General features: G+C 73.0%; 26 protein-coding genes. 15 read left to right on the top strand and 11 right to left on the bottom strand.

Translation table 11 applies throughout. The features are described from left to right. Positions 1 to 18: 18 nt before the first annotated feature. The 3 genes from ACIBAD_RS30715 to ACIBAD_RS30725 are packed head-to-tail and all read right to left on the bottom strand — an operon-like array spanning position 19 to position 3,420. On the bottom strand, positions 19 to 1,164 hold the full coding sequence (locus ACIBAD_RS30715; RefSeq protein WP_398909892.1) for an ADP-ribosylglycohydrolase family protein: 1,146 nt from the start codon (positions 1,162 to 1,164) through the stop codon (positions 19 to 21). Between the two features lie 7 nt (positions 1,165 to 1,171). Continuing rightward, entirely contained in the window at positions 1,172 to 2,437 is a 1,266-nt protein-coding gene (locus ACIBAD_RS30720; RefSeq protein ID WP_398909894.1) for an ADP-ribosylglycohydrolase family protein, read from the bottom strand. Next, on the bottom strand, positions 2,434 to 3,420 hold the full coding sequence (locus ACIBAD_RS30725) for an ADP-ribosylglycohydrolase family protein (RefSeq protein WP_134075026.1): 987 nt from the start codon (positions 3,418 to 3,420) through the stop codon (positions 2,434 to 2,436). Before ACIBAD_RS30725 ends, ACIBAD_RS30720 begins: the two co-directional genes overlap by 4 nt. A 280-nt stretch (positions 3,421 to 3,700) precedes the next feature. On the opposite strand from ACIBAD_RS30725, the gene ACIBAD_RS30730 reads away from it, so the two are divergent. From ACIBAD_RS30730 to ACIBAD_RS30750, 5 genes are all read left to right on the top strand, one after another. Next, positions 3,701 to 4,432: a VIT1/CCC1 transporter family protein gene (locus ACIBAD_RS30730; RefSeq protein ID WP_398909897.1), complete on the top strand. Its 732-nt coding sequence runs from the start codon at positions 3,701 to 3,703 to the stop codon at positions 4,430 to 4,432. Between the two features lie 344 nt (positions 4,433 to 4,776). Next, positions 4,777 to 9,318 (top strand): glutamate synthase large subunit, encoded by a 4,542-nt coding sequence (gltB, locus tag ACIBAD_RS30735; protein ID WP_398909989.1) that lies wholly within the window; start codon positions 4,777 to 4,779, stop codon positions 9,316 to 9,318. Then, the gene (locus ACIBAD_RS30740; RefSeq protein ID WP_134075024.1) at positions 9,311 to 10,771 is read left to right on the top strand and encodes a glutamate synthase subunit beta; all 1,461 of its coding nucleotides are present in this window, start codon (positions 9,311 to 9,313) and stop codon (positions 10,769 to 10,771) included. The genes gltB and ACIBAD_RS30740 overlap by 8 nt, the downstream gene beginning before the upstream one ends. 212 nt (positions 10,772 to 10,983) lie before the next feature. After that, positions 10,984 to 11,820, top strand: coding sequence for a Scr1 family TA system antitoxin-like transcriptional regulator (locus ACIBAD_RS30745; RefSeq protein ID WP_398909899.1), 837 nt, complete (start codon positions 10,984 to 10,986; stop codon positions 11,818 to 11,820). After that, entirely contained in the window at positions 11,805 to 12,005 is a 201-nt protein-coding gene (locus ACIBAD_RS30750) for a DUF397 domain-containing protein (protein ID WP_398909900.1), read from the top strand. The genes ACIBAD_RS30745 and ACIBAD_RS30750 overlap by 16 nt, the downstream gene beginning before the upstream one ends. A 35-nt stretch (positions 12,006 to 12,040) precedes the next feature. Here ACIBAD_RS30750 and ACIBAD_RS30755 read toward each other — a convergent pair whose 3' ends face one another. Then, positions 12,041 to 12,457 (bottom strand): hypothetical protein, encoded by a 417-nt coding sequence (locus ACIBAD_RS30755; protein WP_398909902.1) that lies wholly within the window; start codon positions 12,455 to 12,457, stop codon positions 12,041 to 12,043. Positions 12,458 to 12,743: 286 nt separating this feature from the next. Here ACIBAD_RS30755 and ACIBAD_RS30760 point away from each other — a divergent pair, with 286 nt between their 5' ends. Further along, positions 12,744 to 14,066 (top strand): DUF1906 domain-containing protein, encoded by a 1,323-nt coding sequence (locus ACIBAD_RS30760; protein WP_398909904.1) that lies wholly within the window; start codon positions 12,744 to 12,746, stop codon positions 14,064 to 14,066. On the opposite strand, the gene ACIBAD_RS30765 is transcribed toward ACIBAD_RS30760, so the two are convergent. From ACIBAD_RS30765 to ACIBAD_RS30775, 3 genes are read right to left on the bottom strand one after another with little or no spacing between them, the layout of a single operon-like run. Continuing rightward, on the bottom strand, positions 14,059 to 14,571 hold the full coding sequence (locus ACIBAD_RS30765) for a pyridoxamine 5'-phosphate oxidase family protein (RefSeq protein ID WP_134075020.1): 513 nt from the start codon (positions 14,569 to 14,571) through the stop codon (positions 14,059 to 14,061). The two genes, ACIBAD_RS30760 and ACIBAD_RS30765, sit on opposite strands and share 8 nt — an antisense overlap. 36 nt (positions 14,572 to 14,607) lie before the next feature. Next, a complete protein-coding gene (locus ACIBAD_RS30770) occupies positions 14,608 to 15,336 on the bottom strand; it encodes a VWA domain-containing protein (protein ID WP_134075019.1) in 729 nt (242 codons plus the stop codon). 14 nt (positions 15,337 to 15,350) lie between these two features. Then, on the bottom strand, positions 15,351 to 15,935 hold the full coding sequence (locus ACIBAD_RS30775; RefSeq protein WP_398909991.1) for a PadR family transcriptional regulator: 585 nt from the start codon (positions 15,933 to 15,935) through the stop codon (positions 15,351 to 15,353). Between the two features lie 89 nt (positions 15,936 to 16,024). On the opposite strand from ACIBAD_RS30775, the gene ACIBAD_RS30780 reads away from it, so the two are divergent. Both ACIBAD_RS30780 and ACIBAD_RS30785 read left to right on the top strand, forming a co-directional pair. Beyond that, complete coding sequence (locus ACIBAD_RS30780; RefSeq protein ID WP_398909907.1) at positions 16,025 to 16,750, top strand: glucose 1-dehydrogenase; 726 nt, start codon at positions 16,025 to 16,027, stop codon at positions 16,748 to 16,750. Next, the gene (locus ACIBAD_RS30785; RefSeq protein ID WP_398909909.1) at positions 16,747 to 17,706 is read left to right on the top strand and encodes an alpha/beta hydrolase; all 960 of its coding nucleotides are present in this window, start codon (positions 16,747 to 16,749) and stop codon (positions 17,704 to 17,706) included. Before ACIBAD_RS30780 ends, ACIBAD_RS30785 begins: the two co-directional genes overlap by 4 nt. A 102-nt stretch (positions 17,707 to 17,808) precedes the next feature. Here ACIBAD_RS30785 and ACIBAD_RS30790 read toward each other — a convergent pair whose 3' ends face one another. Continuing rightward, positions 17,809 to 18,699 carry an NAD(P)H-binding protein gene (locus ACIBAD_RS30790; protein ID WP_398909911.1) on the bottom strand — a complete coding sequence of 297 codons (891 nt, stop codon included), beginning with the start codon at positions 18,697 to 18,699 and terminating at the stop codon, positions 17,809 to 17,811. After that, positions 18,696 to 19,157, bottom strand: coding sequence for a nuclear transport factor 2 family protein (locus ACIBAD_RS30795; protein WP_134075014.1), 462 nt, complete (start codon positions 19,155 to 19,157; stop codon positions 18,696 to 18,698). The genes ACIBAD_RS30790 and ACIBAD_RS30795 overlap by 4 nt, the downstream gene beginning before the upstream one ends. A gap of 177 nt (positions 19,158 to 19,334) precedes the next feature. On the opposite strand from ACIBAD_RS30795, the gene ACIBAD_RS30800 reads away from it, so the two are divergent. The 3 genes from ACIBAD_RS30800 (at position 19,335) to ACIBAD_RS30810 (ending at position 21,010) form a co-directional block, all read left to right on the top strand. Continuing rightward, positions 19,335 to 19,667 (top strand): hypothetical protein, encoded by a 333-nt coding sequence (locus ACIBAD_RS30800; RefSeq protein ID WP_398909913.1) that lies wholly within the window; start codon positions 19,335 to 19,337, stop codon positions 19,665 to 19,667. Positions 19,668 to 19,716: 49 nt separating this feature from the next. After that, positions 19,717 to 20,091, top strand: a complete 375-nt coding sequence (locus ACIBAD_RS30805; protein WP_134075012.1) for a hypothetical protein — start codon at positions 19,717 to 19,719, stop codon at positions 20,089 to 20,091. 184 nt (positions 20,092 to 20,275) lie between these two features. Beyond that, complete coding sequence (locus tag ACIBAD_RS30810) at positions 20,276 to 21,010, top strand: class I SAM-dependent methyltransferase (RefSeq protein WP_398909915.1); 735 nt, start codon at positions 20,276 to 20,278, stop codon at positions 21,008 to 21,010. Here the strand turns inward: ACIBAD_RS30810 and ACIBAD_RS30815 are convergent. Together ACIBAD_RS30815 and ACIBAD_RS30820 are read right to left on the bottom strand one after the other, a co-directional pair. Beyond that, positions 21,003 to 22,079, bottom strand: a complete 1,077-nt coding sequence (locus tag ACIBAD_RS30815; RefSeq protein ID WP_398909917.1) for an acyl-CoA dehydrogenase family protein — start codon at positions 22,077 to 22,079, stop codon at positions 21,003 to 21,005. The genes ACIBAD_RS30810 and ACIBAD_RS30815 overlap by 8 nt on opposite strands. Continuing rightward, positions 22,079 to 23,224 carry an acyl-CoA dehydrogenase family protein gene (locus ACIBAD_RS30820; protein WP_134075009.1) on the bottom strand — a complete coding sequence of 382 codons (1,146 nt, stop codon included), beginning with the start codon at positions 23,222 to 23,224 and terminating at the stop codon, positions 22,079 to 22,081. The genes ACIBAD_RS30815 and ACIBAD_RS30820 overlap by 1 nt, the downstream gene beginning before the upstream one ends. A 105-nt stretch (positions 23,225 to 23,329) precedes the next feature. On the opposite strand from ACIBAD_RS30820, the gene ACIBAD_RS30825 reads away from it, so the two are divergent. From ACIBAD_RS30825 to ACIBAD_RS30840, 4 genes are all read left to right on the top strand, one after another. After that, positions 23,330 to 24,118 carry an SDR family oxidoreductase gene (locus ACIBAD_RS30825; RefSeq protein ID WP_398909920.1) on the top strand — a complete coding sequence of 263 codons (789 nt, stop codon included), beginning with the start codon at positions 23,330 to 23,332 and terminating at the stop codon, positions 24,116 to 24,118. Between the two features lie 15 nt (positions 24,119 to 24,133). After that, positions 24,134 to 24,769, top strand: coding sequence for a TetR/AcrR family transcriptional regulator (locus tag ACIBAD_RS30830; RefSeq protein WP_398909922.1), 636 nt, complete (start codon positions 24,134 to 24,136; stop codon positions 24,767 to 24,769). 20 nt (positions 24,770 to 24,789) lie between these two features. Then, positions 24,790 to 25,947, top strand: a complete 1,158-nt coding sequence (locus ACIBAD_RS30835; RefSeq protein ID WP_134075007.1) for an acetyl-CoA C-acetyltransferase — start codon at positions 24,790 to 24,792, stop codon at positions 25,945 to 25,947. A gap of 215 nt (positions 25,948 to 26,162) precedes the next feature. After that, complete coding sequence (locus ACIBAD_RS30840; protein ID WP_030292052.1) at positions 26,163 to 26,369, top strand: cold-shock protein; 207 nt, start codon at positions 26,163 to 26,165, stop codon at positions 26,367 to 26,369. Positions 26,370 to 26,380: the final 11 nt, after the last annotated feature.

The following is a 26,380-nucleotide window of genomic DNA, read 5'->3' on the forward strand; positions in this document are numbered from 1 at the left end:
CGGCGGGCGGGGCGGGGGTCACCGCGGGCCGGCGATCGAGGCGAAGGCCGCTTCGTGGGCCCGGCGGCGGGCCCGGTCCCGCGTGAAGACCTCTCGGGTCACCGCGGCCAGTGCCGTCGCCGGGGCGTGCAGGTCGAGGCGGCTGGCCTCGGCCACCTCCTTGGCCCAGGCCGGCGGGACCGCCGAGACGCCCGACAGGGCTCCGGCGATCGCCCCCGCCATCGTGGCGATGGAGTCGCAGTCACGGCCGTAGTTGACGGCGCCGAGCACCGAGCCCTCGTACACCCCGTCGGAGACGACCAGCATGCCGAGCGCGATCGGCAGTTCCTCGATCGCGTGGAGGCGGGAGGGGCGGCGGGCGCCGAGCGAGGGGGTGCGGTAGTCCGGCCCGACGGAGTCGAAGGGGGCCACCGCCGCGCGGAGCGGGGCCAGGGCCGATTCGAAGTCCCGGTGGCGCGAGGCCGCTTCGCACACCGCCGCGATGGCGGCCCGCGTGCCGTCCTTGGCCAGCGCGAGGGCCGTGTCCACCACCGACGAAGCCGTCGCCCCGGGCACGCAGGCCGCGGCCACCGCCGCCGCGAAGACGCCCGCCGCCTCCCGCCCGTACGAGGACTGGTGCGCCCCGGCGACGTCCAGGGCCTCCGCGTACGCGCCCGCCGGATTCCCCGCGTTGACGATGCCGACCGGCGCCATGTACATCGCCGCCCCGCAGTTGACGATGTTGCCGCTGCCCGCCTCGCGGGGGTCGACGTGCCCGTAGTGCAGGCGGCTGACGATCCACTTCTCGGCGAGGAAGATCCGCTGCAGGGGCAGGGCCTCCGCCTCCAGTTCGGGGATCCAGCGCGGGTTCGTCATCAGGTCGGGGACCAGGTGATCGGCGATCGCGTACGCGTCCAGGTGGTCCCGTACGGCCGCGTAGACCCGTACCAGGGCGTGCGTCATGAGGGTGTCGTCGGTGACGTGGCCGTCGCCCTTGTGGTACGGGGCGATGGGGCGGGCCGTGCGCCAGTCCTCGTGCCACGGGCCGACGATGCCGTGGACGCGGCCGCCGTGCCGTTCCACGATCTGGTCCGGGGACCAGCCCTCGACCGGGCCGCCGAGCGCGTCGCCGACGGCGGCTCCGACGAGGCAGCCGGCCGCCCGGTCTTCGAGAGTGAGCGTCATGTCCGAATCATCCCTTGGGTGAGGTGAGTTCCGTACGAGCGAGCAGCGCGGCGAGTTCGACGAGATCGGTGCCGGCGAGGCGGGGGAGGGCGCAGCCGGAGAGGGTGCGGCAGGCCTCGCGCCAGGCGGTCGGGATGGAGTCGCCGCCGCCGAGGGCGCCGGTGAGCGCGCCGGCGAGGGCGGGGGCGGAGTCCGCGACGCGGGACAGGCAGGCCGCGGCGGGTACGGCCTCGGCGGCCCGGCCGCGGGCGGCGGTGGCCAGGGCGAGGGCGACGGGGACGGTCTCGGCGGCGGCGATGCCGTAGCTGTAGACGTGGTCCACGATCTCGTGTTCGAGGGTGGGGACGATGGCGAAGGCGCCGCCCTCGGTGTGGACGCGGGCGAGCTTGACGGCGTGGCGGGCGTTGCGGCCGATCTCGGTGGCCTCGGGGAGCAGGTCGAGGGCGGCGTCGACGGCGGTGTCGGTGTCGGCGCCGGCAAGGGCGGCCGCGATGGCGGCGGCCATGGCTCGGGCACCGTGGACCCCGTCGCCGTCCTGGGTGTAGCGGGCGTCGAACTCGGCGAGGTCCGCGGCCGCGGCCGGGTCGCCGGGGTGGACGACGGCGAGGACGCAGGCGCGGATGCAGGCGGCGTCGTCGAAGTAGTGCGGGTTGTCGTGGCCGGTGGCGGGCGGGCGCAGGCCGGCGGCCAGGTTGCCGAGGCCGGCCCGGACGGAGATCCGGGCGCGCAGGGGCAGGACGGCGGACTCCACCTCGGGGGCGCGCTCCGCCGCCGCGGCGATCTCGCTGGCCAGGGCGTTCCAGGCGAGGTCGATGGCGGCCCGCATGCGGCGGGACCGGCTGAGGTCGCTGAGCAGCACGCCGGCCGCGGTGAGCACGGACTCGGCGGCGAAGGCGGCCCATTCGGCGTCGTCGGAGGGGCCGAGGCGCAGGGGTTCCGGGGGCTGGTTGAGGGCGATGGGGACGGGGAGGGTGGTGGTCTGGTTGTGCTCGGCGAAGGTGTCGAGCTCGCGGGTGAGGCGGCGGGTCCACTCGGGCATGCGGCTGGCGCGGTGCCGGGCGGCGGGCCACCCGGCGGCGTCTCCCGCGGCGAGCCCGAGCAGCAGCCCCTCGATCCGCCGGACCCCGGCGGGGGGCTGGGGAACGCGGTCCTCCCCGGCCCCCGCGAGGGGCTGGGGGCGGGCCCACGCGGCCTCCGCGGGGGCGGTGCACACCTGCGCGCCCGGCGCGGCGTCGACCGCCGCAGGGGTCGGGGGGACGGCGGGGGGCGTCACCGGGGGGTCTCGGATTCCGGGGTGAGGAGGTCCGCGATGTCCAGTACGTGGTAGCCGCGCATGGAGGGGAGGCAGGAGCCGCGGACCGGGCCGATGGCCTTGGCCCACTCCTCCGGGATCGCGGTGACGCCCGAGAGGGCGCCGGAGAGGGCGCCCGCCACCGCCGCCGTGGTGTCCGCGTCCCGGCCCATGTTCACCGCCGTCAGGACCGAGGAGGTGAACTCGCCGCCGCAGGTGGCGAAGGCGCCGAAGGCCAGGCCCACCGCCTCCGGGGCCAGGTCCGTCCAGGGGTAGCCGCCGATCACCACGGCGGAGCGCACGGCCCGCTCGCCCCGCGGGGCCGCCGTCACCGCCCGGCGCAGGGAGCGGGCCGTCCACGAGTCGGACGGGATCACGGACAGGGCCGCGGAGATGACGGAGGCGGGCGGGCCGCCCGCCATCGCCGCCGCGACACCGGCGGCGACCGCCTGGCCGCCGTAGATGCCCTCCCCCTCGTGGCTGACCGAGCCGTCGATGGCGACGAGCCGGGCCGCTTCCGCCGGGCGCCCGGCCGCGAAGACTCCGAAGGGGGCCGCCCGCATGGCCAGGCCGTCCGACCAGGCGTGGCGGTGCTGGGCGGAGATGGGGGCGGCGAGGCCCCGGCGGAGGTTCTCCAGCGTGCCGCGCTCGCTGAAGCCCGCGCCGCGGAACGGCCCCTCGTCGAGGTCGGCGATCCAGTGGTGCCAGGCCCGCTCGACGTGCGAGACGGTCAGCGCCGACCCGTGGCGGGCCAGCAGCAGGCCCGAGAAGATCGCGTACTCGGTGTCGTCGGTGCCCGCCGGATCGTCCGACACGAAGCCCTCGATGCGGCCCCATTTCGCCCGGATCTCCGAGGGCTTCATGTTCTCGGCGGGGGCGCCGAGCGCGTCCCCCGCCGCGAGGCCGAGAAGAGCGCCCCTGGCCCGTTCGAGGAGGACCTGCGGATTGCATGCAATCAGCTTCATCGGCTCCATGGCGCGCCTCTCCCACTGTGGATGGGGCTCATCATGAGCCCTTGGGGGATTTGTGCCATGGCATATGGTTTGTCGCTTGCCGCGAAACACCCCGCCCAGGCCCCCGTCACCCGGTCGCCGACCCGCGAAACCCCAGGTAAGTACGGCCTTCCTTGCTGGCGGACGGCAGAAATCGTGCGTAGTTTCGAGGTGTTCCAGGGGAGTGGGTGCCTGCGCGTCGCGCATGGCGTGGTTCCGCGTACCCGCTCGTACAAAAGGGGAGGAATCCGTCATGTCCATCATCGACATCGAAGCGCCGCTGCACACCGCCCACCGCGACAACCACACCCATCGCGATGTCAACGGCGGATGGCTGCGACCGGCCGTCTTCGGCGCCATGGACGGGCTGGTATCCAACCTCGCGCTGATGACCGGCGTGGCCGGCGGCGCCGTCGCCCCGCAGACCATCGTGATCACCGGGCTGGCGGGCCTCGCGGCCGGAGCCTTCTCGATGGCGGCCGGCGAGTACACCTCCGTCGCCTCCCAGCGCGAGCTGGTCCTCGCCGAACTCGACATAGAACGACAGCAGTTGCGCAAGCACCCCGTCGACGAGATGGAGGAGCTGGCCGAGCTGTACGTATCGCGCGGCGTCGAGCCGTCGCTCGCCCGCGAGGTCGCCGTGCAGCTGTCCCGGGACCCCGAGCAGGCGCTGGAGATCCACGCGCGCGAGGAGCTCGGGATCGACCCCGACGACCTGCCCTCGCCGGCGGTCGCCGCCGTCTCGTCCTTCGGCTCCTTCGCGCTGGGCGCTCTGCTCCCCGTACTGCCGTACCTGCTGGGTGCCACGTCCCTGTGGCCGGCGGTGCTGCTCGCGCTGGCCGGGCTCTTCGCCTGCGGCGCGATCGTCTCCCGGGTCACCGCGCGGACCTGGTGGTACAGCGGCCTGCGGCAGCTGCTGCTGGGCGGTGCGGCCGCGGGTGTGACGTACGTCCTGGGAACCTGGATCGGCGGAGCCGTAGGCTGACCGCGCAAGCAGTGAGACACTATGCAGCCCGCGACATAAGTAGTCCGTTACCCGGCGGTTTCGATCCCATGTCCGCCGGGCATCAGACCAGGGCGCCGCGCACCGGGCAAAGATGCGCGCCCCGCTGCGAATGTCTGCACTTTCTGCTGCGTGCAGTGTCCGCATGGTGAAACGCCGTATCCGCTTCTCGGGATTGCCGTCATCATGTAACCTGCACGAAATTTCGCAGAGGGCCAACGTCGTCCCTCGGCTATGACACATATGCCGCTACGACGACGGGAGAGCCGATGCGTTCCGCATCCACGCACTCCGCGACCGGCCTCAGCAACACCGCCTGGTCGCCCATGGACGGTCGCCCCGCCCAGCAGGGCATGTACGACCCGCGCAACGAGCACGACGCCTGCGGCGTCGGCTTTGTGGCCAACCTCAGCGGCGAGGCCAGCCACACGCTGGTCGAGCAGGCGCTGACCGTATTGCGGAACCTCGAACACCGAGGCGCCACCGGATCCGAGCCCGACTCGGGCGACGGCGCCGGAATCCTCTCCCAGGTCCCCGACGCGTTCCTGCGCGAGGTGGCCGGATTCGAGCTCCCCGAGGCCGGCGCGTACGCCGTCGGCATCGCCTTCCTCCCCGCCGACGGCACCGCACAGGCCGTCGCCGTGGAGCAGATCGAGGCCATCGCCGCCGAAGAGAACCTGACGGTTCTCGGCTGGCGCGAGGTCCCGGTCACCCCCGACCTGCTCGGCAACGGCGCCCGCGCCACCATGCCGGCCTTCTCCCAGCTGTTCGTGTCCAACGGCACGACGGGCATCGAGCTGGACCGCAAGGCGTTCGTGCTGCGCAAGCGCGCCGAGCGCGAGGCCGGCGTGTACTTCCCGTCGCTCTCCGCCCGCACCATCGTCTACAAGGGCATGCTGACCACCGGCCAGCTGGAGCCCTTCTTCCCGGACCTCTCCGACCGCCGCTTCGCCTCGACGCTGGCCCTGGTCCACTCGCGGTTCTCGACCAACACCTTCCCGTCCTGGCCGCTGGCCCACCCGTACCGCTTCGTCGCGCACAACGGCGAGATCAACACGGTCAAGGGCAACCGCAACTGGATGAAGGCCCGCGAGTCCCAGCTGGCCTCCGACGTCTTCGGCGACGGCGCCCTGGAGCGGATCTTCCCGATCTGCACCCCCGACGCCTCCGACTCGGCCTCCTTCGACGAGGTCCTGGAGCTCCTGCACCTCGGCGGCCGCTCGCTGCCCCACGCGGTGCTGATGATGATCCCGGAGGCGTGGGAGAACCACACCTCCATGGACCCGGCCCGCCGCGCGTTCTACCAGTACCACTCCACGCTGATGGAGCCCTGGGACGGCCCGGCCTGCGTCACCTTCACCGACGGCACCCAGGTCGGCGCGGTCCTCGACCGCAACGGTCTGCGCCCCGGCCGCTACTGGGTCACCGACGACGGCCTCGTCGTCCTCTCCTCCGAGGTCGGCGTCCTCGACATCGACCCGGCCAAGGTCGTCCGCAAGGGCCGCCTCCAGCCCGGCAAGATGTTCCTCGTCGACACCGCCCAGAAGCGGATCGTCGAGGACGACGAGATCAAGGCCGGCCTGGCCGCCGCCGCGCCGTACGCGGACTGGCTGGAGTCCGGCGAGATCGAGCTGACGGACCTGCCCGAGCGCGAGCACATCGTCCACACCCACGCCTCGGTCACCCGCCGCCAGCAGACCTTCGGCTACACCGAGGAAGAGCTGCGCGTCATCCTCGCGCCGATGGCCCGTACCGGCGGCGAGCCGCTCGGCTCCATGGGCACGGACTCCCCGATCGCGGCCCTGTCCGAGCGCCCCCGGCTGCTCTTCGACTACTTCACGCAGCTCTTCGCGCAGGTCACCAACCCGCCGCTGGACGCCATCCGCGAGGAGCTCGTCACCTCGCTGCTGTCCTCGCTGGGCCCGCAGGGCAACCTGCTGGACCCGACCGCCGCGTCCTGCCGCAGCGTCACCCTGCCCTTCCCGGTGATCGACAACGACGAGCTGGCCAAGCTCATCCACGTCAACGCCGACGGCGACATGCCGGGCATGAAGGCCGCCACCCTCTCGGGCCTCTACCGGGTCTCCGGCGGCGGCGAGGCGCTGGCCGCCCGCCTGGAGGAGATCCGCGGCGAGGTCGACGCGGCCATCGCGGGCGGCGCCCACCTGATCGTCCTCTCGGACCGCCACTCGGACGCCGAGCACGCCCCGATCCCCTCGCTGCTGCTCACCTCCGCCGTGCACCACCACCTCATCGCCACCAAGCAGCGCACCCAGGTGGGCCTGCTGGTCGAGGCAGGCGACGTCCGCGAGGTCCACCACGTCGCGCTGCTCATCGGCTACGGCGCCGCCGCCGTGAACCCGTACCTCGCCATGGAGTCCGTCGAGGACCTGCTGCGCGCCGGTACGTTCCTGTCCGGCCTGGAGCCGGAGCAGGCCATCAAGAACCTGATCTACGCGCTCGGCAAGGGCGTCCTGAAGGTCATGTCCAAGATGGGCATCTCCACCGTCGCCTCCTACCGCGGCGCCCAGGTCTTCGAGGCCGTCGGCCTGAACGAGGAGTTCGTCGCGGCGTACTTCCAGGGCACCGCCACCAAGATCGGCGGCGCGGGCCTGGACGTCATCGCCAAGGAGGTGGCCGCCCGCCACGCCAAGGCGTACCCGGCCTCCGGCATCGCGGCCACGCACCGCGCGCTGGAGATCGGCGGCGAGTACCAGTGGCGCCGCGAGGGCGAGCCGCACCTGTTCGACCCGGAGACGGTCTTCCGCCTCCAGCACGCCACCCGCAACCGCCGGTACGACATCTTCAAGAAGTACACGGACCGGGTGAACGAGCAGTCCGAGCGCCTCATGACGCTCCGCGGGCTCTTCGGCTTCAAGACGGAGGACCGGCCCTCGATCTCCATCGACGAGGTCGAGTCGGTCGCCGACATCGTCAAGCGCTTCTCCACCGGCGCCATGTCGTACGGCTCCATCTCGCGCGAGGCGCACGAGACCCTCGCCATCGCCATGAACCAGCTGGGCGGCAAGTCCAACACGGGTGAGGGCGGCGAGGACCCGGACCGCCTGTACGACCCGGCGCGGCGTTCGTCGATCAAGCAGGTCGCCTCCGGCCGCTTCGGCGTGACGAGCGAGTACCTGGTCAACGCGGACGACATCCAGATCAAGATGGCGCAGGGCGCCAAGCCCGGCGAGGGCGGCCAGCTGCCCGGCCACAAGGTCTACCCGTGGGTCGCCAAGACCCGGCACTCCACCCCGGGCGTCGGCCTGATCTCCCCGCCGCCGCACCACGACATCTACTCCATCGAGGACCTGGCTCAGCTGATCCACGACCTCAAGAACGCCAACCCGGCCGCGCGCATCCACGTGAAGCTGGTGTCGGAGGTCGGTGTCGGCACCGTCGCCGCGGGTGTCTCCAAGGCCCACGCGGACGTCGTCCTGATCTCCGGCCACGACGGCGGCACGGGCGCCTCCCCGCTGACCTCCCTCAAGCACGCGGGCGGCCCCTGGGAGCTCGGCCTCGCCGAGACCCAGCAGACGCTGCTGCTCAACGGGCTGCGCGACCGCATCGTGGTCCAGACCGACGGCCAGCTCAAGACCGGCCGCGACGTGGTCATCGCCGCGCTGCTCGGCGCCGAGGAGTTCGGTTTCGCGACCGCGCCGCTCGTCGTCTCCGGCTGCGTCATGATGCGCGTCTGCCACCTGGACACCTGCCCGGTCGGCATCGCCACGCAGAACCCGGTCCTGCGCGACCGCTTCTCCGGCAAGCCCGAGTTCGTCGTGAACTTCTTCGAGTTCATCGCCGAGGAAGTCCGCGAGATCCTCGCCGAGCTGGGCTTCCGTACGATCGAGGAGGCCGTCGGCCACGCCGAGCTCCTCGACACCAGCAAGGCCGTCACGCACTGGAAGGCACAGGGCCTCGACCTGGAGCCCCTCTTCCACGTGCCGGCGCTGCCCGAGGGCGCGGTCCGCCACGCCCTGATCGAGCAGGACCACGGTCTGGAGAAGGCCCTCGACAACGAGCTGATCAAGCTCGCGGCCGATGCGCTGAACGCCGAGACCGCCGAAGCCGCCCAGCCGGTCCGCGCGCAGGTCGCCATACGGAACATCAACCGGACCGTCGGCACCATGCTCGGCCACGAGGTCACCAAGAAGTTCGGCGGTGCGGGCCTGCCCGACAACACCATCGACCTGACCTTCACGGGGTCCGCGGGCCAGTCCTTCGGCGCCTTCCTGCCGCGCGGCGTGACGCTGCGCCTGGAGGGCGACGCCAACGACTACGTCGGCAAGGGCCTGTCGGGCGGCCGGGTCGTGGTCCGCCCGGACCGCGGCGCCGACCACCTCGCCGAGTACTCGACCATCGCCGGCAACACCATCGGCTACGGCGCCACCGGCGGCGAGATGTTCCTGCGCGGCCGCACCGGCGAGCGCTTCTGCGTCCGCAACTCCGGCGCCCTGGTCGTCTCGGAGGGCGTGGGCGACCACGGCTGCGAGTACATGACCGGCGGCCGGGCCGTCGTCCTCGGCGAGACGGGCCGCAACTTCGCGGCCGGCATGTCGGGCGGCGTCGCGTACGTCGTCGACCTCGACACCGACAACGTCAACGTCGGCAACGCGGGCGCGGTCGAAGCCCTCTCCGACACCGACAAGCAGTGGCTGCACGATGTGGTGCGCCGCCACGAGGAGGAGACCGGCTCGACCGTGGCCGCGAAGCTCCTGGCTCACTGGGACGCCGCGGCGGCCCGCTTCAGCAAGATCATCCCGACCACGTACAAGGCAGTGCTCGCCGCCAAGGACGCCGCTGAGCTGGCCGGACTCTCCGAGTCCGAGACCACGGAGAAGATGATGGAGGCGGCGACCCATGGCTGACCCGAAGGGCTTCCTCACCACCCCGCGCGAGACCGCCTGTTCCCGTCCGGTCGCCGACCGGCTCAAGGACTGGAACGAGGTCTACGTCCCGGGCTCGCTGCTCCCGATCATCAGCAAGCAGGCCGGCCGCTGCATGGACTGCGGCATCCCGTTCTGCCACAACGGCTGCCCGCTCGGGAACCTGATCCCGGAGTGGAACGACTTCGCGTACCGCGAGGACTGGTCGGCGGCGTCGGAGCGGCTGCACGCCACGAACAACTTCCCGGAGTTCACGGGCCGGCTGTGCCCCGCTCCGTGCGAGTCGGCGTGCGTGCTCGGCATCAACCAGCCGGCCGTCACGATCAAGAACGTCGAAGTCTCGATCATCGACAAGGCGTGGGACAACGGCAACGTGACCCCGCAGCCGCCGGAGCGGTTGTCGGGCAAGACGGCGGCCGTCATCGGTTCGGGCCCGGCCGGCCTGGCCGCGGCCCAGCAGCTGACCCGGGCCGGGCACACCGTGGTGGTGTACGAGCGCGCGGACCGCATCGGCGGGCTGCTGCGGTACGGCATCCCCGAGTTCAAGATGGAGAAGGTGCACATCAACCGCCGCATCGAGCAGATGCGCGCGGAGGGCACCAAGTTCCGCACGGGTGTGGAGATCGGCCGCGACCTGGACGCCGTACAGCTGCGCAAGCGGTTCGACGCCGTCGTCATCGCGGCGGGCGCCACGGTCTCCCGCGACCTGCCGGTGCCGGGGCGCGAGCTGCGCGGGATCCACTTCGCGATGGAGTACCTCCCCCTCGCGAACAAGGTCCAGGAGGGCGACTTCGTGGCGCCCCCCATCACGGCCGAGGGCAAGCACGTGGTCGTCATCGGCGGCGGCGACACGGGCGCGGACTGCGTGGGCACGGCCCACCGCCAGGGCGCCCTGTCCGTCACGCAGCTGGAGATCATGCCGCGCCCGTCGGAGGACCGGCCCGCGGGCCAGCCGTGGCCGACCTTCCCGATGCTGTACAAGGTCACCTCGGCGCACGAGGAGGGCGGCGAGCGGATCTACTCCGTCTCCACCACCCACTTCGAGGGCGACGAGGACGGCAACGTCCAGGCGCTGCACCTGGTCGAGGTGGAGTTCAAGGACGGCAAGCTGGAGCAGAAGCCGGGCACCGAGCGGGTCCTCCCGGCCCAGCTGGTCACCCTGGCGATGGGCTTCACCGGCACCGACCAGGCCAACGGCCTGGTGGCCCAGTTCGGCCTGGAGCTGGACGGCCGCGGCAACGTCGCGCGCGACGCCTCGTACGCGACCAACGTCGACGGCGTCTTCGTGGCCGGCGACGCCGGCCGCGGCCAGTCGCTGATCGTCTGGGCGATCGCGGAGGGCCGCTCGGCGGCCCGAGGCGTCGACCGCTACCTGACGGGCGCCAGCGCCCTCCCGTACCCGGTCAAGCCGACGGACCGCTCCCTGATGGTGTAACCGTCAGGCCCCCTCCCTGCGGGGAGGACCCCTCATACGGTCCGTACAACGGTGTGCGGAACTCTGACACAGCGCCCGCCATGTCCCCGACCAGGGATGGCGGGCGCTGTGGCGTCGTGTAGTCGTATCAATGCGTTCCGTTGTTCCGGCGCGGCGCCGAGGACTACGCTCACTCGCGGAGCGAGGGCACTGCGGAAGCGGGGAGTTGGCTCATGGCCAAGCCGAAGGTCGAGGGTGGAGCGCAGACGCCGGAGGAGTTCGCCCGTGAGGAGCTGCGAAGGCACCGAGAGGCGGCCGGGCTGTCTCAGGCGGGGCTCGGTGAGCTGATTTTCACGAGCGGCGCGTACGTCGGACTGATGGAGTGCGGGACACGGCGGCTGCGCCCGGAGCTGGCGATGCTGATCGACAAGGAGCTTGGCACAGGCGACTATTTCTTCCGTCTGTCCAGGGCGTTCAAGTCCAAGTACGAGGAGTACTTCGCCGAAGCTGCCGAGCTGGAACGTCTGGCGACGGCAATCTACGAATACGCCTCCACCTTGGTCCCCGGGTTGTTCCAGACGGCGGACTATGCCCGGGCGGTGATGCGGGGCGGCAACCCCACCGCGCTTGCCGAGTACGTTGATGGCCTGGTCGCGTTTCGTCTGGAGCGCGCACGGCTCCTCGACCATCCGACGACCCCAGAATTGTGGGTCGTCCTGCATGAGGCGGTACTGCGGACGGTGGTCGGGGGGCCTGGTGTGATGGCAGCCCAGTTGCGGCACGTCTCCGCTTACGCTCGCGCCCATCGGATCACGCTGCAGGTGGTGCCGTTCTCGGCGGGGGCTCAAGGCGCCCTGGGCTCCTTGGTGAGCATCATGCAGTTCGCCGACGCGCCCGATGTCGTGTACACCGAGGGGCCCCGCGTGGGGCAGTTGCTCGACTATCCGGCGCTGGTGCACCGTCACTGGAAACTCTACGATCTGGCCAGGGCCGCCGCGCTGTCGCCGGATGCGTCCCTGGCCTTGATCGAGTCGGTGGCGGAGGAATACGCGAAATGCGCACAGACGTGAACGGCTTGTCCTGGCGGAAGTCCTCCTACAGCAACTCTGAGAGCGCCAGCTGCGTAGAGGTGTCCGACGGCCTCCCCGGTGTCGTCCCCGTCCGCGACAGCAAGCTGGCCGGTGCCGGTCCCGTTCTCGTGTTCCCGGCCGCCGTGTGGTCCTCGTTCATCCTGGACGTGAAGGCTCAGGCCTGACCAGTGCCACGGCGCCCGCCGCGGTGTTTTCGGGGCTACTCGGGCTGGGTGACCGTGGCGCCCCAGTGGGTGGTCGGGGTCGAGGCGGTCACCCACGCGGTGAATCCACCGTGCAGGCCGGTGCCGAGGGGGAGCGTGACGACCGTCGGGTCCGTGCCGGGGCAGTCGACGGTGAAGGGGGCCGGGTCGCGGTCCGGGTGCTCCTGGAGCCGGAACGACACCTCGATGCTCCCGCCGTCGGCGCAGCCGAACGTGATGAAGGTGTCCAGGTGCGGGGAGAGGCCGCCCGAGACGAAGCCGCTGGAGCCGGCCTGGTCGGCGATCCAGATCAGGCCGTCGGGGCCCGGGTAGCCGATGATCTCGTCCGTCGGCGCGGCCTGGGCCGGGGTTGCCGCGAGGGTCAGGGCGAGTGCCGGGGCCAGGGCCGCCAGGGCGGTCGCGCGCTTGTTCATGTCGTCCCCCAGGTTGTCGTGTCGTCCGTACGTCGGACAGCCGCGAGGCTACCCAGTGCTACTGACATCCGCCTGAGTCCGCGTACTCACCCGCACGCTCTCCTGCGGGCTCCGGCCGTACGGGTCGATCGCGCGCCTGGCGTACGGCCTGACGGGCCCGGGCCCGTGTCACTCGTGCAGGTGACGCACGCCGACCGGCACGGCGGGGCCGGACTGGGCCGGACGGGCCAACTCCACTCGGAGCGCGCGCAGTTCACGGGTCCGGAGTCTGGTACCCATCTGGATCATGGTCCCCATCCGAACCCTGCTGAGCGGCCTGCTCGGCGCCGCCGCCCTGCTGATTCCCGTTCATCCCACCACGGCCACGGCCCCGGCGACGGCCACCGCCACCGCCGCCGAGGACGGGCGGACCGTCGATTACCACGGGCTGCGCCTCACCGTCCCCGGGCACTGGCGGGTCGTCGACCTCGACCGGAATCCCGGCGCCTGCCTGCGGCTGGACCTGCCCACCCTGTACCTCGGGCCCGCCGGCACCCAAGCGGAATGCACCGGCCGGGCCGTCCGCAGCCGCGCCGACACCCTGCACCTGGAGCCGCTCGAAGGGGCCCCGCAGCGGGCCGACATCCCGACCGTGCGCGTCGAGGTCCCCGGCGCGATCCCGGAGCCGCAGAGCGACAGCAACGAGGTCCGGTACGCGCTGCGCCGGCCCGGGGTGATGGCCACCCTCTCGTACGGGACCACCCCCGACGCCGTACGCGGCCTCCTGGCGGGGGCCCGGACCGGGGACTCCGCCGCCCCCGGGGCCCCCGGCGCACCCGCTGACCCAGCGTCGGCCGTCACCGGCCCGAAGCCCGTCCGGGCCCAAGAGCCCTTCACCGGCGCTGGTTTCGACGCCTGCACCGCCCCGACCCAGCGCGCCATGGACGGCTGGCGGGCCGCCTCCCCCTTCGGCGCCGTCGGCATCTACATCGGCGGCCGCGCCCGGGCCTGCGCCCAGCCGCGGCTCACCGCCGGCTGGGTCCGGCGGCAGGCCGAGGCGGGCTGGCACCTCATGCCGCTCTGGGTCGGCCCGCAGCCCTGGAACAACCCGGCCACCGGCCTGTCCGCCGATCCCTCCCGGGCGAACCAGGAGGGCATGGAGGCCGCCGAAGGCGCCGTCACGGTGGCCCGCTCCCTGGGCCTGACGGAGGGCACGGTGCTCTACAACGACCTGGAGAGCTACACCGACCGCACCACCTGGGACCCGCCGGTCGTCGCGTACCTCACCGCCTGGACGGTCCGGCTGCACGAGCTCGGCTACCGCGCCGGCGCCTACGTCGCGGCGAGCTCCGGGGCCAAGGCGCTCGGCGCCCACCACGACCAGGCGCCGGAGGCCATGCCAGACGTGCTGTGGGTCGCCGTCTGGAACGGCAGGGCGTCGGTCTCCGACGCCGACACGGGCCTGCCCGCCGGTACGCACCAGTGGGCCGGCCGCCGCCGCGCCCACCAGTACCTCGGCAACCACGACGACACCCACGACGGGGTCACCCTCAACATCGACAGCAGCTGGATCGACATCGACCCGGCCGCGTCGAGTGGCCCCGCCCCACGCCGGCCCCTCTTCAGCTAGCCGGGTCCTCGCGCGGGGGCTCGTCGTCGTTGCCCCGGCGGAGGGTGCGCAGGCCGTGCGCCGGGGTCCAGGTGCGGACCACCAGGTCGTCGCCGTCGACGCCGATGTGGACCACCTCCGTCAGGTCCGCGTGGAAGAGGTGGAAGGGGTGCGGGGTCTCCGTCTCCTCCGCGTACCGGTGCAGCTCGGGCGGGTCCAGCAGCTCGATCGCCCGCCCGGAGATCCGTACGTCCCCGTCCGGCATCGTCTCGCCCTCGCCGGGGTTCGTGTGCAGGGCGAAGCGGGGGTCGCGCTGGAGGTCCTTGGCCTTCATCGAGCCCGGCATCATCCCGAGCCACAGCTCGCCGCCGCGGATGTCGACGTTCAGTCCGGCCAGCCGCGGGGAGCCGTCCTTGCGGAGGGTGCCGAGGACGTGGTGCGGGTACTGCGCGAAGCGGGCCCGGACGGTAGCCGCGAGTTCCGGTTCCTGTTTCTCGAACGCTGCCCAGTTGTTCGTGGTCGTCATACGTCCATCAAAGCGTGTGGCACCGGCGGCCGCCGCTCAGGCGCGCACGATGCCGGCCGCGCGCGCCGACGCCAGCCAGGACGGGAACTCCATGACCAGGCGGTCGAAGAGCACCGGGTCCGGGACCTCCCGCGGGTCCGGACCCGCGTGGAAGTAGCCCGCGTTGTCCACCACCCGCCGGGTCGGTACGGGCAGTTCGTCCAGCCTCCGCAGGAAGTCGAACTGCCGGCTGCGCGTCTGCCCGAAGCCGACGAACTGCCAGAACAGCGGGAGCCGGGCCGCCTTGCACAGGTACCGCTCCGCCGCCGGCTTGTTGATCGGGCCGCCGTCCGTCTGGAAGACGACGAGTGCCGGATCGGCCGACCCCGAGTCCAGGTAGTGGTCGATCACCGCGTCCATCGCCGCGTCGTACGCCGTCTTGCCCATGTGGCCCAGGCGGGAGGTGATCGCGGCGATCCGCCCCTGGTGCCCGGCGAGCGGGATCTCCTCCATCGCGTCGACCTCGGTCGAGAAGAACACCGCCGGTACGCGGCCGTCGTCGTCGAGGTGCGCCGAGAGGCCCAGCACCCGGTCGGCGAAGGCCTGCACCGTGCCGTCCCGGTAGTACGGGCGCATCGACCCCGAGTGGTCCAGGACCAGGTACACCGCGGCACGCACGCCTTCCAGGCCGTGCTTGCGGAGCGAGATCCCGGCGCTCTTGTAGAGGTTCACGAGCGCGGGGGCGGTCGCTTCCATCGTGCGGAGGTCGATCGCGCTGCCCGTCATGGCCCGAGGGTACGTCAGCCGCCGCTCTCCAGGGCGGCGATGTCGTCGAGCATCGCGGCCGCGAGGGCTCCCTCGGAGGCGTAGTGGCGCTCCGCCCACTTGAGGGTGAGCGCGGGGTAGGCCCAGGCGGGCTCGTCCAGGGCGGCCTCCGCGTCGGCCACCGCGCGCAGGCGCATCTCCTCCGCGAACTCCTGGTGCCGGAGCAGGACTTCACGCAACTGCCCGGGTTCCAGAAGGTGGCCCAGCCACAGTCGCAGCATCGGCCCGTGCTTGAGGACGGGCGGGTCGGCCGGGGTCTCCCGGGCCCATTGCCGTGCGGCCGCCATGCCCTCGTCGGTGATCCGGTACACCCGCTTGTCGCGGGTGCCGGTCTCCTGGGCGACCAGTCGGGAGGAGGCGTAACCGGCCTGCTCCAGGCGCTTGAGCTCGCTGTAGATCTGGCTGAAGGACGGGCTCCAGTAGAAGAAGCGCAGGGACCGGTCCGACCACTTCTTCAGGTCGTAGCCGGAGAGCTCCTCCCCGAAGGAGAGCAGCCCGAGCACCGCCCAACCGGTCGCCGGGAGGGTGCGCTCGCTCTTCTCGTCTGCCACGCAGCGCAGTCTACGACCGGTGTCCGTGCCATCCCTTCCTCCGTCCAGGTGTGACTGCTAGAAGTATTTCTATTAGGTCTATCTGGAGGAGTGGGCGGATGGTCTCGCTGGACGGAAAGGTCGTCGTCATCACGGGCGCCGGCCGCGGGCAGGGCGCGGCCGGCGCCCGGTTGTGCGCGCAGGCCGGTGCCCGGGTGGTCGTCACGGACGTACGGGAGGAGGAGGGCCGGGCGGTCGCGTCCTCGCTGGGGGACCAGGGGCTGTTCGTACGGCACGACGTGGCCGAGGCGGAGGGCTGGGCGGCGGTCGTGCGGGAGGCCGTACGGGCCTTCGGCACGATATCGGCGCTGGTCAACAACGCGGCGGTGTGGCGCACGGCCCATGTGGAGCAGCAGCGGCCCGAGGAGTTCGAGGAGCTGCTGCGGGTGAACCTGCTGGGGCCGTTCCTCGGCATCCGGGCGGTGGCGCCGGTGCTGCGGGCGGCCGGGGGCGGCTCGATCGTGAACGTCTCCTCCGCGGCCGGACTGGTCGGCGTCCCCGGCCACGCGGCGTACGGGTCCACCAAGTTCGGGCTGCGCGGGCTGACCCGCTCGGCGGCGCTGGACCTGGCGGGGGACCGGATCCGGGTCAACTCGGTGCATCCGGGGGCGATCGACACGCCGATGGTGTCGGCGGTCGCCGGGCAGGACTGGTCGCACGTGCCGCTGGGACGGATGGGGCGGCCGGAGGAGGTCGGGGAGCTGGTGCTGTTCCTCTGCTCGGACGCGTCCTCGTACGTGACGGGAACGGAGTTCGCGGTGGACGGGGGGATGACGGCGCGATGAGCGGGGGTGCGGTGGGCGAGGGCGTGGTGGGCGGAGGTGCGGTGAGCGGTTCCCTGTCCCCCGCGGCCCGGGCGCTGTGCGATGCGATGGCGGCGTCCTTTCCGGGGCCGGGGGACGTGGCGGCCCTGCGGGCGGCGGCCGCCCACGGCCGGTCGGCGGGGCCGGAGGTGGCCTCGGTCCGGGACGGCGAGGCCTCGGGCGTCCCGGTCCGGGTCTACGATCCCGCGCCGGGCGGGGCGGGCCGGCCGCTGGTGGTGTTCTTCCACGGCGGGGGCTGGGTGATGTGCGGGCTCGGCACGCACGACGCGACGTGCCGGTCGCTGGCCGCCGCGTCGGGCGCGGTGGTGGTCTCCGCCGACTACCGCCTGGCCCCCGAACACCCCTGGCCGGCGGCGCCGGACGACGCGCTGACGGTACTGCTGTGGGCGAGGGCGCAGGCCCCCGCGCTGGGCTGCGATCCGGGCCGGGTGGTGCTGGCGGGGGACTCCAGCGGAGGCAACCTGGCGGCGGTGACCGCGCTGCGGGCGCCGGAGCTGGTGGCGGGGCAACTGCTGGTGTACCCCCCGCTGGACGCGGCGGCGGCGACGGCGACCGGTACGGCGACGGCGACCGCGTCCACGGCCGCGTCCACGGCCGCGTACGGCGAGGGCCACTTCCACACCGCGGCGCACATGGCCTGGTACTGGGAGCAGTACGGCGGCGACCCCGCGCACCCGCATGTCTCGCCGCTGCGCGCCCCCGACCTCTCCGGCCTTCCGCGCACGCTGCTGGTGCTCGCGGACTGCGATCTGCTGCGGGACGAGGGCCTGGCGTACGCGCGCCGGCTGGGCGCGGCCGGGGTGGACTGCGCGGTGCACCTTTACCCGGGGGTCTTCCACGGGTTCCTGGGCCTGCCGCTCCCCGCCGGGCGGGCGGCCCTGACGGCCGCCGCGGCCTGGCTGCGGGCCACGGGGTAGGGAGAAGCCACGGCGTACCCGGGCGGGGGCGGGCCGCGCCCCGCGACGGCCGCCCAGGGGGTGTCTCGCCGATCATGCCGGGCTCGCGGCGGCGGGCGCCCCCTAGCGCGAGGTCTGCGGCGCCGCCCGAACGGCCCGCTTCCGTACGGCCAGTTCTCGTTCGGCGACTGCCCGGAAGCCGCGGGGCGGGCGGCCGGTGAGGCGCTCGACGGTGTCGGTCGTACGGTCCTCCGCCCCCTCGGCGATGGCGCGCTCCATGCCGGCCAGCAGCGCGGCGAACTCCGCCGGGATGACCGCGGCCAGCCGTTCCCGCACGGCGTCGTACGTCAGGTGGTGGTGGACCACCGGGCGGCCGGTGACCTCCGTGAGGATCGCGGCGATGTCGTCGTGGCTGAGCGCCTGCGGCCCGGTGAGCACCAGCTCGGCGTCGGGCGCGCGGTCGTCGGTGAGGGCCCGTACGGCGACGGCGGCGATGTCCTCGGCGTCGACGAAGCCGACCCGGCCCGTCCCCGTCGCGGTCAGGATGGCTCCTTCGGCCCGGATGCTGTCGGCGTGGGCGTGCGCGCCGGTGAAGTTCTGCATGAACCAGGAGGGGCGCAGGACCGCCCACTCGTCGAACAGGCCGGGCAGGGCCTGGTGCACCGTCCCCACCGCCGGGCCGCCCGCGGGGACGGCGGAGGAGCTGAGGAGTACGGCGCGGCGCACGCCGGCGGCGCGGGCCCGTTCCAGGAAGGGCAGCATGACCGCGGCCGGGTCCGGGTCGCCGATGGGCGGGACGAGGTAGACGCCGTCGGCTCCGCCGAGCGCGTCGCCGTACGTGGCGGGGTCGTACCAGTCGAAGCGGACCGGCTCGGCGCCGGGGAGCGGGGTGGCCGCGCGGCCGGCCGCCTTGACGCGCCGGCCGGCGGCGATCAGCTGCGCGGCGGTACGGCTGCCGGTGGTGCCGGTCGCGCCGATGACCAGGGTGGTGCCGGTGGTGGGGGCGGTCGTCACGCGGCGCTCCTCATGTCGTCCGCCGGGAAGTCCAGCCCCGGCCCGCGGGCCGCGAGCGGATTCCAGTAGTCGCGGTACGAGGCGAACCGGCCGTCCCGGACGGTCACGACGGCGATGTACGTCATGTCGAAGGGGCTCCCGGTCGCGACGACGCGGCCCACACCGCGCATCTCGACCACGATCGTCGCCGGGTCGGCCGTCTCGTGGATCCGCAGGTCGGGGAAGTCGTGCAGGTCGATGTGGTCAGGGTAGTCGCGCATGTAGCCGGCGATGGCCGCCCGCCCCTCCAGCCGCCCGGGCCAACCGGGCGGGGCGAACGGGAACTCCATGGAGCCGTGTTCGGACCACAGGCCGACCCAGGAGGCGATGTCCTTGTCGAGGAGCAGGCGCAGGCTGTGGCGGTAGAGATCCGCGGGTGAGGAGGGGGCGGGTGGTGCGGGCGAGGTGCTCGCGGGCATGGCGGTTCTCCGTTCGGGCGCGATTCGGACCGATGGTCCGCTTATCCCGTCCGAAGATACGGACCGTCAGTCCGCATTGCAACCCGAGATGCCGCCGCGGGAGGGAAATGCGGCGGGGCCGGGCGGGGTTCACCGCCGCGCCGCTCGGCCCCGGGGTTCGGCGGGCATGATGTGCCCATGTCGATGTTGCTCCGCTACGTGCTCGTCCTGGCAGTGGAGTTCGGCGCCGCGCTGATGCTGCGCGAGCCGGACGCCCCGTGGATCCCGGTGCTGCTAGCCGTCTTCGTCGTCGGCTCGGGAGTCCTGCACGGCACCGAGGCCGAGTTCGTACCCCGCTTCCTGGTCGCGCTGACCGCGGTGGGCGTCGCCGAACTGGTCGGCCGGGCCTGGGCCTCGCCCGACGCCCTTACGACGGCCGGAACCGGGGCCGCGATCCTGCTGGCGGTCCAGACGCTGATCATGGTCCGCTACTCCCTCCGGCGCCGCCGCCCCCGCCGCCGCCCCGCCTGACCCGAACCCGGTGGCCAGGAGGGCACCCCTGCGCCTAGGGTCGCTCCTCATGTCCCCGACGACCGCGAACGCGAGCACGACCACCACGACGACCACGCTCTGGCGCCCGACGGGTCCGGTGGAGCTCGACCTCGTCCGCGCGCTCGACTGGCGGGCCTGGCCGCCGCGGCTCCCGGAGCAGCCGATCTTCTACCCCGTCCTGAACGAGGACTACGCGATCCGCATCGCCCGCGACTGGAACGTCAAGCACGACGGCGCGGGCTTCGTGACGCGCTTCGAGGTCGACACCGGGTTCCTGGCCCGGTACCCGGTCCGGCAGGCGGGCGGGGAGACGATTTTGGAGCTGTGGGTGCCGGCGGAGGAGCTGGACGAGTTCAACGCCCACCTCGTGGGCCGGATCGAGGTCGTCCGCGAGTTCCGCTGAGCCGGGCGCCGGGCCGGACGCTGAGCCGGGCGCCGGGCCGGGCGCCGGGCCGGACGCTGAGCCGGGCGCCGGGCCGGGCGCCGGGCCGGGCGCTGAGTCGGACGCCGGGAGCCGGGCGCTGAGCCGGAGCCGGAAGGGCCGCCGGGGCCTGGTCCGGGGAGCCGTGATCGAAAACAATGGCGACATGACGTCCACGCCCCGCACCCGTGCCCGGTCCTTCGACGACGCCGCCGCGCTGTACGCGGCGAACCGGCCCGGGTATCCCGGAGAACTGTTCGACGCCCTGGAGGCGCTCGCCGGGCGGGGCCTGCGCGGGGCCAGGGTGGCCGACGCGGGGGCCGGGACCGGGATCGCCACCGGGATGCTGCGCGCCCGCGGGGCGGACGTGCTCGCCGTCGAACCGGGCGCCGGCATGGCCGCCGAATTCCGGCGGGCGAACCCCGGGATCCCGCTCGTGCGCGGCGACGGCGACCATCTGCCGCTGGCCACCGCCGGGTTCGACTTCCTCACGTACGCCCAGGCCTGGCACTGGACCGACCCCGCCCGCTCGGTCCCCGAGGCCCGCCGCGTACTGCGGCCCGGCGGCGCGCTCGCGCTCTGGTGGAACGACATGGACCCCGCCGTCCCGTGGATCGCCGAGCAGGACGAGCGGATCCGGACCCTGTTCGACGCCGGCGGGCTCGGCCACCGCACCCTGCCTCCCGGGTTGGCGTTCACCACGCGGGAGGTCCGCTGGTCACGCCGGATCCCGCTCGACGTCCACCTCGCCAACCACGCCAGTCATTCCGCCTTCCTGATGCTCGGCCCGGCCGGCACCCAGGAGTTCCTCGACGCGGAGCGGGCCCGGCTGGCCGCCCTGTTCCCCGACGGGACGGTCGAGGAGCGCTACGTCGTCACCCTCGGCGTGGCCGTCATGTGAGCCGGCCTCCGCCACCGCGCTCCTGGAGCACCGCCGCCCGGCAGGCGGCCGGCGAGCCCCACGCGTCGCGCAGCGGCCGCGCCTTGCGCAGCCACACGGAGAGGTCGAGCTCCTCCGTGTAGCCCACGGCCCCGTGGAGCTGCAGCGCCGTCATGGCCGCCGCGTACGCCGCCTCGCCCGCCGCCAGCTTCGCCGCCGCGACCTCCCACGGCGCCAGGCCCAGGGCCGCCGCCCACACCAGCGGCCGCGCGAACTCCAGGGCCAGGAGCGTGTCCGCCAGCCGGTGCTTCACGGCCTGGAAGCCGCCGACCGGCGTGCCGAACTGCGTGCGCTGCTTCACGTACCGCACCGTGCTCGCCAGCAGGGCCTCGCCGACCCCCAGGCACTGGGCCGCCGTCAGCAGCCGCGCCCAGAGCAGGGCGGTCCCCGCCGCCGCCAGGACCCGGGGTCCGGCGGCCAGCAGCTCCCCCTCCGCCGCGGGCCGGGACAGCCGGCGCGCCGGGTCCGTGGACCGCAGCGGTTCACCGGCGCCTGCGCCTGCGCCGCGTGCCAGCCGGAGCTCGCCCGCCGCCGACACCGTGAAGCAGTACTCCGCCGCGTCCGCGTCCAAGGCGTACGGACCCCCGCCCGGCAGGATCAGCGTGGCCAGGGCCTCGCCCGCCACCAGCCCCGGCAGGAAGCGTTTCGCCGGCCCGTCCTCCCCGTTCTCCGCGTTCTCCCCGTCCCTTCTCTCCTCCCCCTCCTGCCCGGGCCGCGCCAGCTCCGACAGCAGCACGGCCGCCGCGGCCGTCTCGACCACCGGCCCCGGCACCCCCGCCCGCCCCAGCTCCACGAAGCCGAGCGCCAGCTCCACCGGCAGCGGCCCCAGTCCCCCCAGGTCGCCGTACGCCTCCTCGTCCGCCGCGAGCGCGAACAGGCCCGTCCCCGCGAGCCGCGACCACAGGGCCCGCCCCGGTCCGTGCTCCCCGGCGCCCCAGGCCCGTACGGCCGCCGGGACCTCCGAGGCGCCGAGCAGGGCGTGCAGCGTACGGGCGAAGTCCGACTGTTCGCCGGTCGGCAGGAAGCGCATCAGCGGCGGCCCTTCGGGAGACCGAGCAGCCGCTCGGCGATGATGTCGCGCTGGATCTCGTTCGTGCCCGCGTAGATCGGCCCGGCCAGCGAGAAGATCCAGGGCTCCGCCCACGCCCCCTCCGCCAGCTCCGCGTCCGGGCCCAGCAGGTCCAGCGCCGTCTCGTGCAGGGCGATGTCGTACTCCGACCAGAACACCTTGTTCAGGCTGGACTCGGCGCCGATCCGCCCACCCGCCGCGAACCGCGAGGCGGCCGCCCAGGTGAACAGCTCGTACGCGCGCGCCCCGACCACCGCGTCCGCCACCCGGCCGCCCAGCGCGGTGTCCGCCGGATCCCCCTGCGCCCGCCACAGCGCGGCCAGCCGGTCCGCCGCCGCCAGGAACCGCCCCGGCGAGCGCAGCGTCAGCCCGCGCTCGTTGCCCGTCGTGGACATGGCGATCCGCCAGCCCTGCCCCGGCTCACCGATCACGTCCGCGTCCGGCACGAAGACCTCGTCCAGGAAGAGCTCCGCGAAGGCGGGCTTCCCGTCCAGCCGGCCGATGGGCCGCACGCTCACCCCCGGCGCGCGCAGGTCGAACATCAGGTACGTCAGCCCCTGGTGCGGCTTCCCGGCCGCCGGATCCGTACGGAAGATGCCGAAGGCCCGGTCCGCGAAGGCCGCCCGCGAGGACCAGGTCTTCTGTCCCGACAGCAGCCAGCCGCCCTCGGTGCGCACCGCCCGCGATGTCAGCGAGGCCAGGTCCGAGCCCGACTCCGGCTCCGACCAGGCCTGCGCCCAGATCACCTCGCCGCTCGCCATCGGCGGCAGCACCCGCGCGCGCTGCTCGGCGCTCCCGTGGTCGAAGAGGGTCGGTGCGAGGAGGCTGATGCCGTTCTGCGAGACCCGGCCGGGCGCGCCCGCAGCCCAGTACTCCTCCTCGAAGACCAGCCACCGCTCGATGTCCACGCCCCGGCCCCCGTACTCGGCGGGCCAGGACACCGCCGACCAGCGGTCCGCGTGCAGCCGGGCCTCCCACGCGCGGTGCTCGGCGAAGCCCTCCGCCGTCTCCAGGGAGGGGAGGGGGGAGTCCGGGACGTGCTCGGCGAGCCAGGCGCGGGCCTCGGCCCGGAAGGCCGTCACCTCCGGTGCGTGGGTCAGGTCCATCAGCTGTCCGCCTCCGTCGCAGGGGCTTCGCGGGAGTTTCCCCGACACGTCGAGTCCGCTCGACAAGTGTTCCCTAACAAGTGTTTGGTAGGTTAACGTACCGCCATGAGCGTGAACACCCCCGACTACGTGCCGGGTCACGGGTTGCTCCGAGGCCGCACGGCCGTCATCACCGCCGCCGCCGGAGCCGGGATCGGCGGGGCCACCGCCCGCCGCTTCCTGGAGGAGGGCGCCCGCATCGTCATCGGCGACGCGCACGCCCGCCGACTGAAGGAGACCGAACAGGCCCTCGGCGCCGAGTTCGGCGCCGGCCGCGTCACCTCCCTGCCCTGCGACGTCACCGACGAGGACCAGGTCGGGGCCCTGTTCGCGCTCGCCGAGCAGACCCACGGCGGCCTCGACGTCGTCGTCAACAACGCCGGCCTCGGAGGCACCGCCGCCCTCGTCGACATGACCGACGAACAGTGGGGCAACGTCCTCGACGTCACCCTGAACGGCACCTTCCGCTGCACCCGCGCCGCCCTGCGCTCGCTGAAGGCCTCCGGCCGGGGCGGGGTCGTCGTCAACAACGCCTCCGTCGTCGGCTGGCGCGCCCAGACCGGCCAGGCCCACTACGCCGCAGCCAAGGCCGGGGTGATGGCACTGACCCGCTGCGCCGCGCTGGAGGCGGCCGAGTTCGGCGTACGGGTCAACGCGGTCGCCCCGAGCCTCGCCATGCACCCGCACCTGGTGAAGGTCACCAGCGAGGAACTGCTGACCGAGCTGACGGCCCGCGAGGCCTTCGGCCGGTACGCCGAGCCCTGGGAGGTCGCCAACGTCATCGTGTTCCTGGCCAGCGGCTACTCGTCGTACATGACGGGCGAGACCGTCTCCGTCAGCAGCCAGCGCGCCTAGGCCCAGAATGGGCTCGTGCCAACGAACAAGCCGACAGCCAAATCGCCAGCCAGGAAGCCCCAGGTGAGCGCCTCTCCCGAGCGCCGCCGCGAGCTCCTCGACACCGCCGCCGAGGTCTTCGCCGCGCAGGGCTACAACGCCACCACCGTCCGCAAGATCGCCGACGCCGCCGGCATGCTCGCCGGCAGCCTCTACTACCACTTCGATTCCAAGGAGTCGATGCTCGACGAGATCCTCTCGGCCTTCCTGAACGAGCTGTGGCAGGGCTACGACGCCGTCCTCGCCGCCGGCCTCGGCCCCCGGGAGACCATCGAGGCCCTCGTCACCGAGTCCTTCCGCGAGATCGACCGGCACCGCGCCGCCGTCGCGATCTACCAGAAGGAATCCCGGCACCTGTCCGCGCAGCCCCGCTTCCACTACCTCTCCGACTCGCAGCAGAAGTTCGAGAAGGCCTGGCTGGGGACGCTGGAGCGCGGGGTCGCCGCCAAGGTCTTCCGGGCCGATCTCGACGTCCGCCTCACCTACCGCTTCGTCCGCGACACGGTGTGGGTGGCGGCGTCCTGGTACCGGCCGGGAGGACAGCACAGCCCCGAGGAGATCGCCCGCCAGTACCTGTCGATGGTGCTGGACGGGATCGCCGTACGCAGCTGACCCCCGAAGGAGCACCCGCCATGCCCGAGGCCTACATAGTCGAAGCCGTACGCACCCCCGTGGGCCGGCGCGGAGGAGGCCTGTCGGGCGTCCACCCGGCCGACCTGGGCGCGCACGTCCTGAAAGCCCTGGTGGAGCGCTCCGGAGTGGACCCGGCCGCCGTCGAGGACGTGGTCTTCGGCTGCCTGGACACGGTGGGCCCGCAGGCCGGGGACATCGCGCGGACGGCGTGGCTGGCGGCGGGGCTGCCCGAGGAGGTGCCGGGGGTCACGGTGGACCGCCAGTGCGGCTCCTCGCAGCAGGCCGTCCACTTCGCCGCGCAGGGCGTGCTCTCCGGGACCCAGGACCTGGTCGTCGCGGGCGGGACCCAGAACATGTCGATGATCCCGATCGCCTTCGCCTCGCGGCAGGCCGCGGAGCCGCTCGGCCTCACGGAGGGCCCGTACGCGGGCAGCGAGGGCTGGCGGGCCCGGTACGGGGACGCGCCGGTGAACCAGTTCCACGGCGCGCAGCTCATCGCGCAGAAGTGGGGGATCACGCGGCGCGACATGGAGGAGTTCGCGCTCCGCTCGCACCGGCGGGCGATCCGGGCCCTCGACGAGGGCCGTTTCGCGCGCGAGACGGTGGCGTACGGGGACGTACGCGTGGACGAGGGCCCCCGCCGGGACACCACCCTGGAGAAGATGGCGGGCCTAAGGCCGGTGGTCGAGGGCGGCACGATCACGGCGGCCGTCTCCTCGCAGGTCTCCGACGGGGCGGCGGCCATGCTGATCGCCTCCGAGCGGGCGGTGGCGGAGCACGGCCTGCGGCCGCGGGCCCGCATCCACCACCTGTCCGTACGGGGCGAGGACCCGATCCGGATGCTCTCGGCCCCGATCCCGGCCACGGCGCACGCCCTGAAGAAGACCGGCATGTCGCTGGACGACATCGACCTGGTCGAGATCAACGAGGCCTTCGCCCCGGTCGTCCTGGCCTGGCTGAAGGAGACCGGCGCCGACCCCGAACGGGTGAACGTCAACGGCGGAGCCATCGCACTGGGCCATCCGCTGGGCGCCACGGGGGTGAAGCTGATGACCACCCTGCTCCACGAACTGGAGCGCACGGGCGGCCGGTTCGGCCTCCAGACCATGTGCGAGGGCGGCGGCCAGGCCAACGTCACCATCATCGAGCGGCTGTAACCGGAAGCCATCCGGGGGCGGTGCCCCCGGATCTATCCCGCCCCGGGTGCAGGCGGGGCTGGGTGTCGGCGCCGAGGTGTGCTAGCTTGGAGAGCGTTGCAGTTGTGGTACCCATGAACTTTATGTGCGCCTGACGGGAATGTTCCTCAGGCGCTTTTATTGTTTTGCCGGAATCTCCGGATGGGGCCCTTTGCCGCCTATTCAGGAGATTTAAAATGGCACTTGGCACCGTGAAGTGGTTCAACTCGGAAAAGGGCTTCGGCTTCATCGAGCAGGACGGTGGCGGCCCGGACGTCTTCGCCCACTACTCGAACATCGCCACCCAGGGCTTCCGTGAGCTCACCGAGGGTCAGCGCGTCTCGTTCGACGTGACCCAGGGCCAGAAGGGCCCCCAGGCGGAGAACATCCTCCCCGCCAACTAAGTACTTCAGCA

Origin of the sequence: Streptomyces sp. NPDC051109, assembly GCF_044455885.1 — a bacterium.
Lineage (GTDB): Bacteria > Actinomycetota > Actinomycetes > Streptomycetales > Streptomycetaceae > Streptomyces.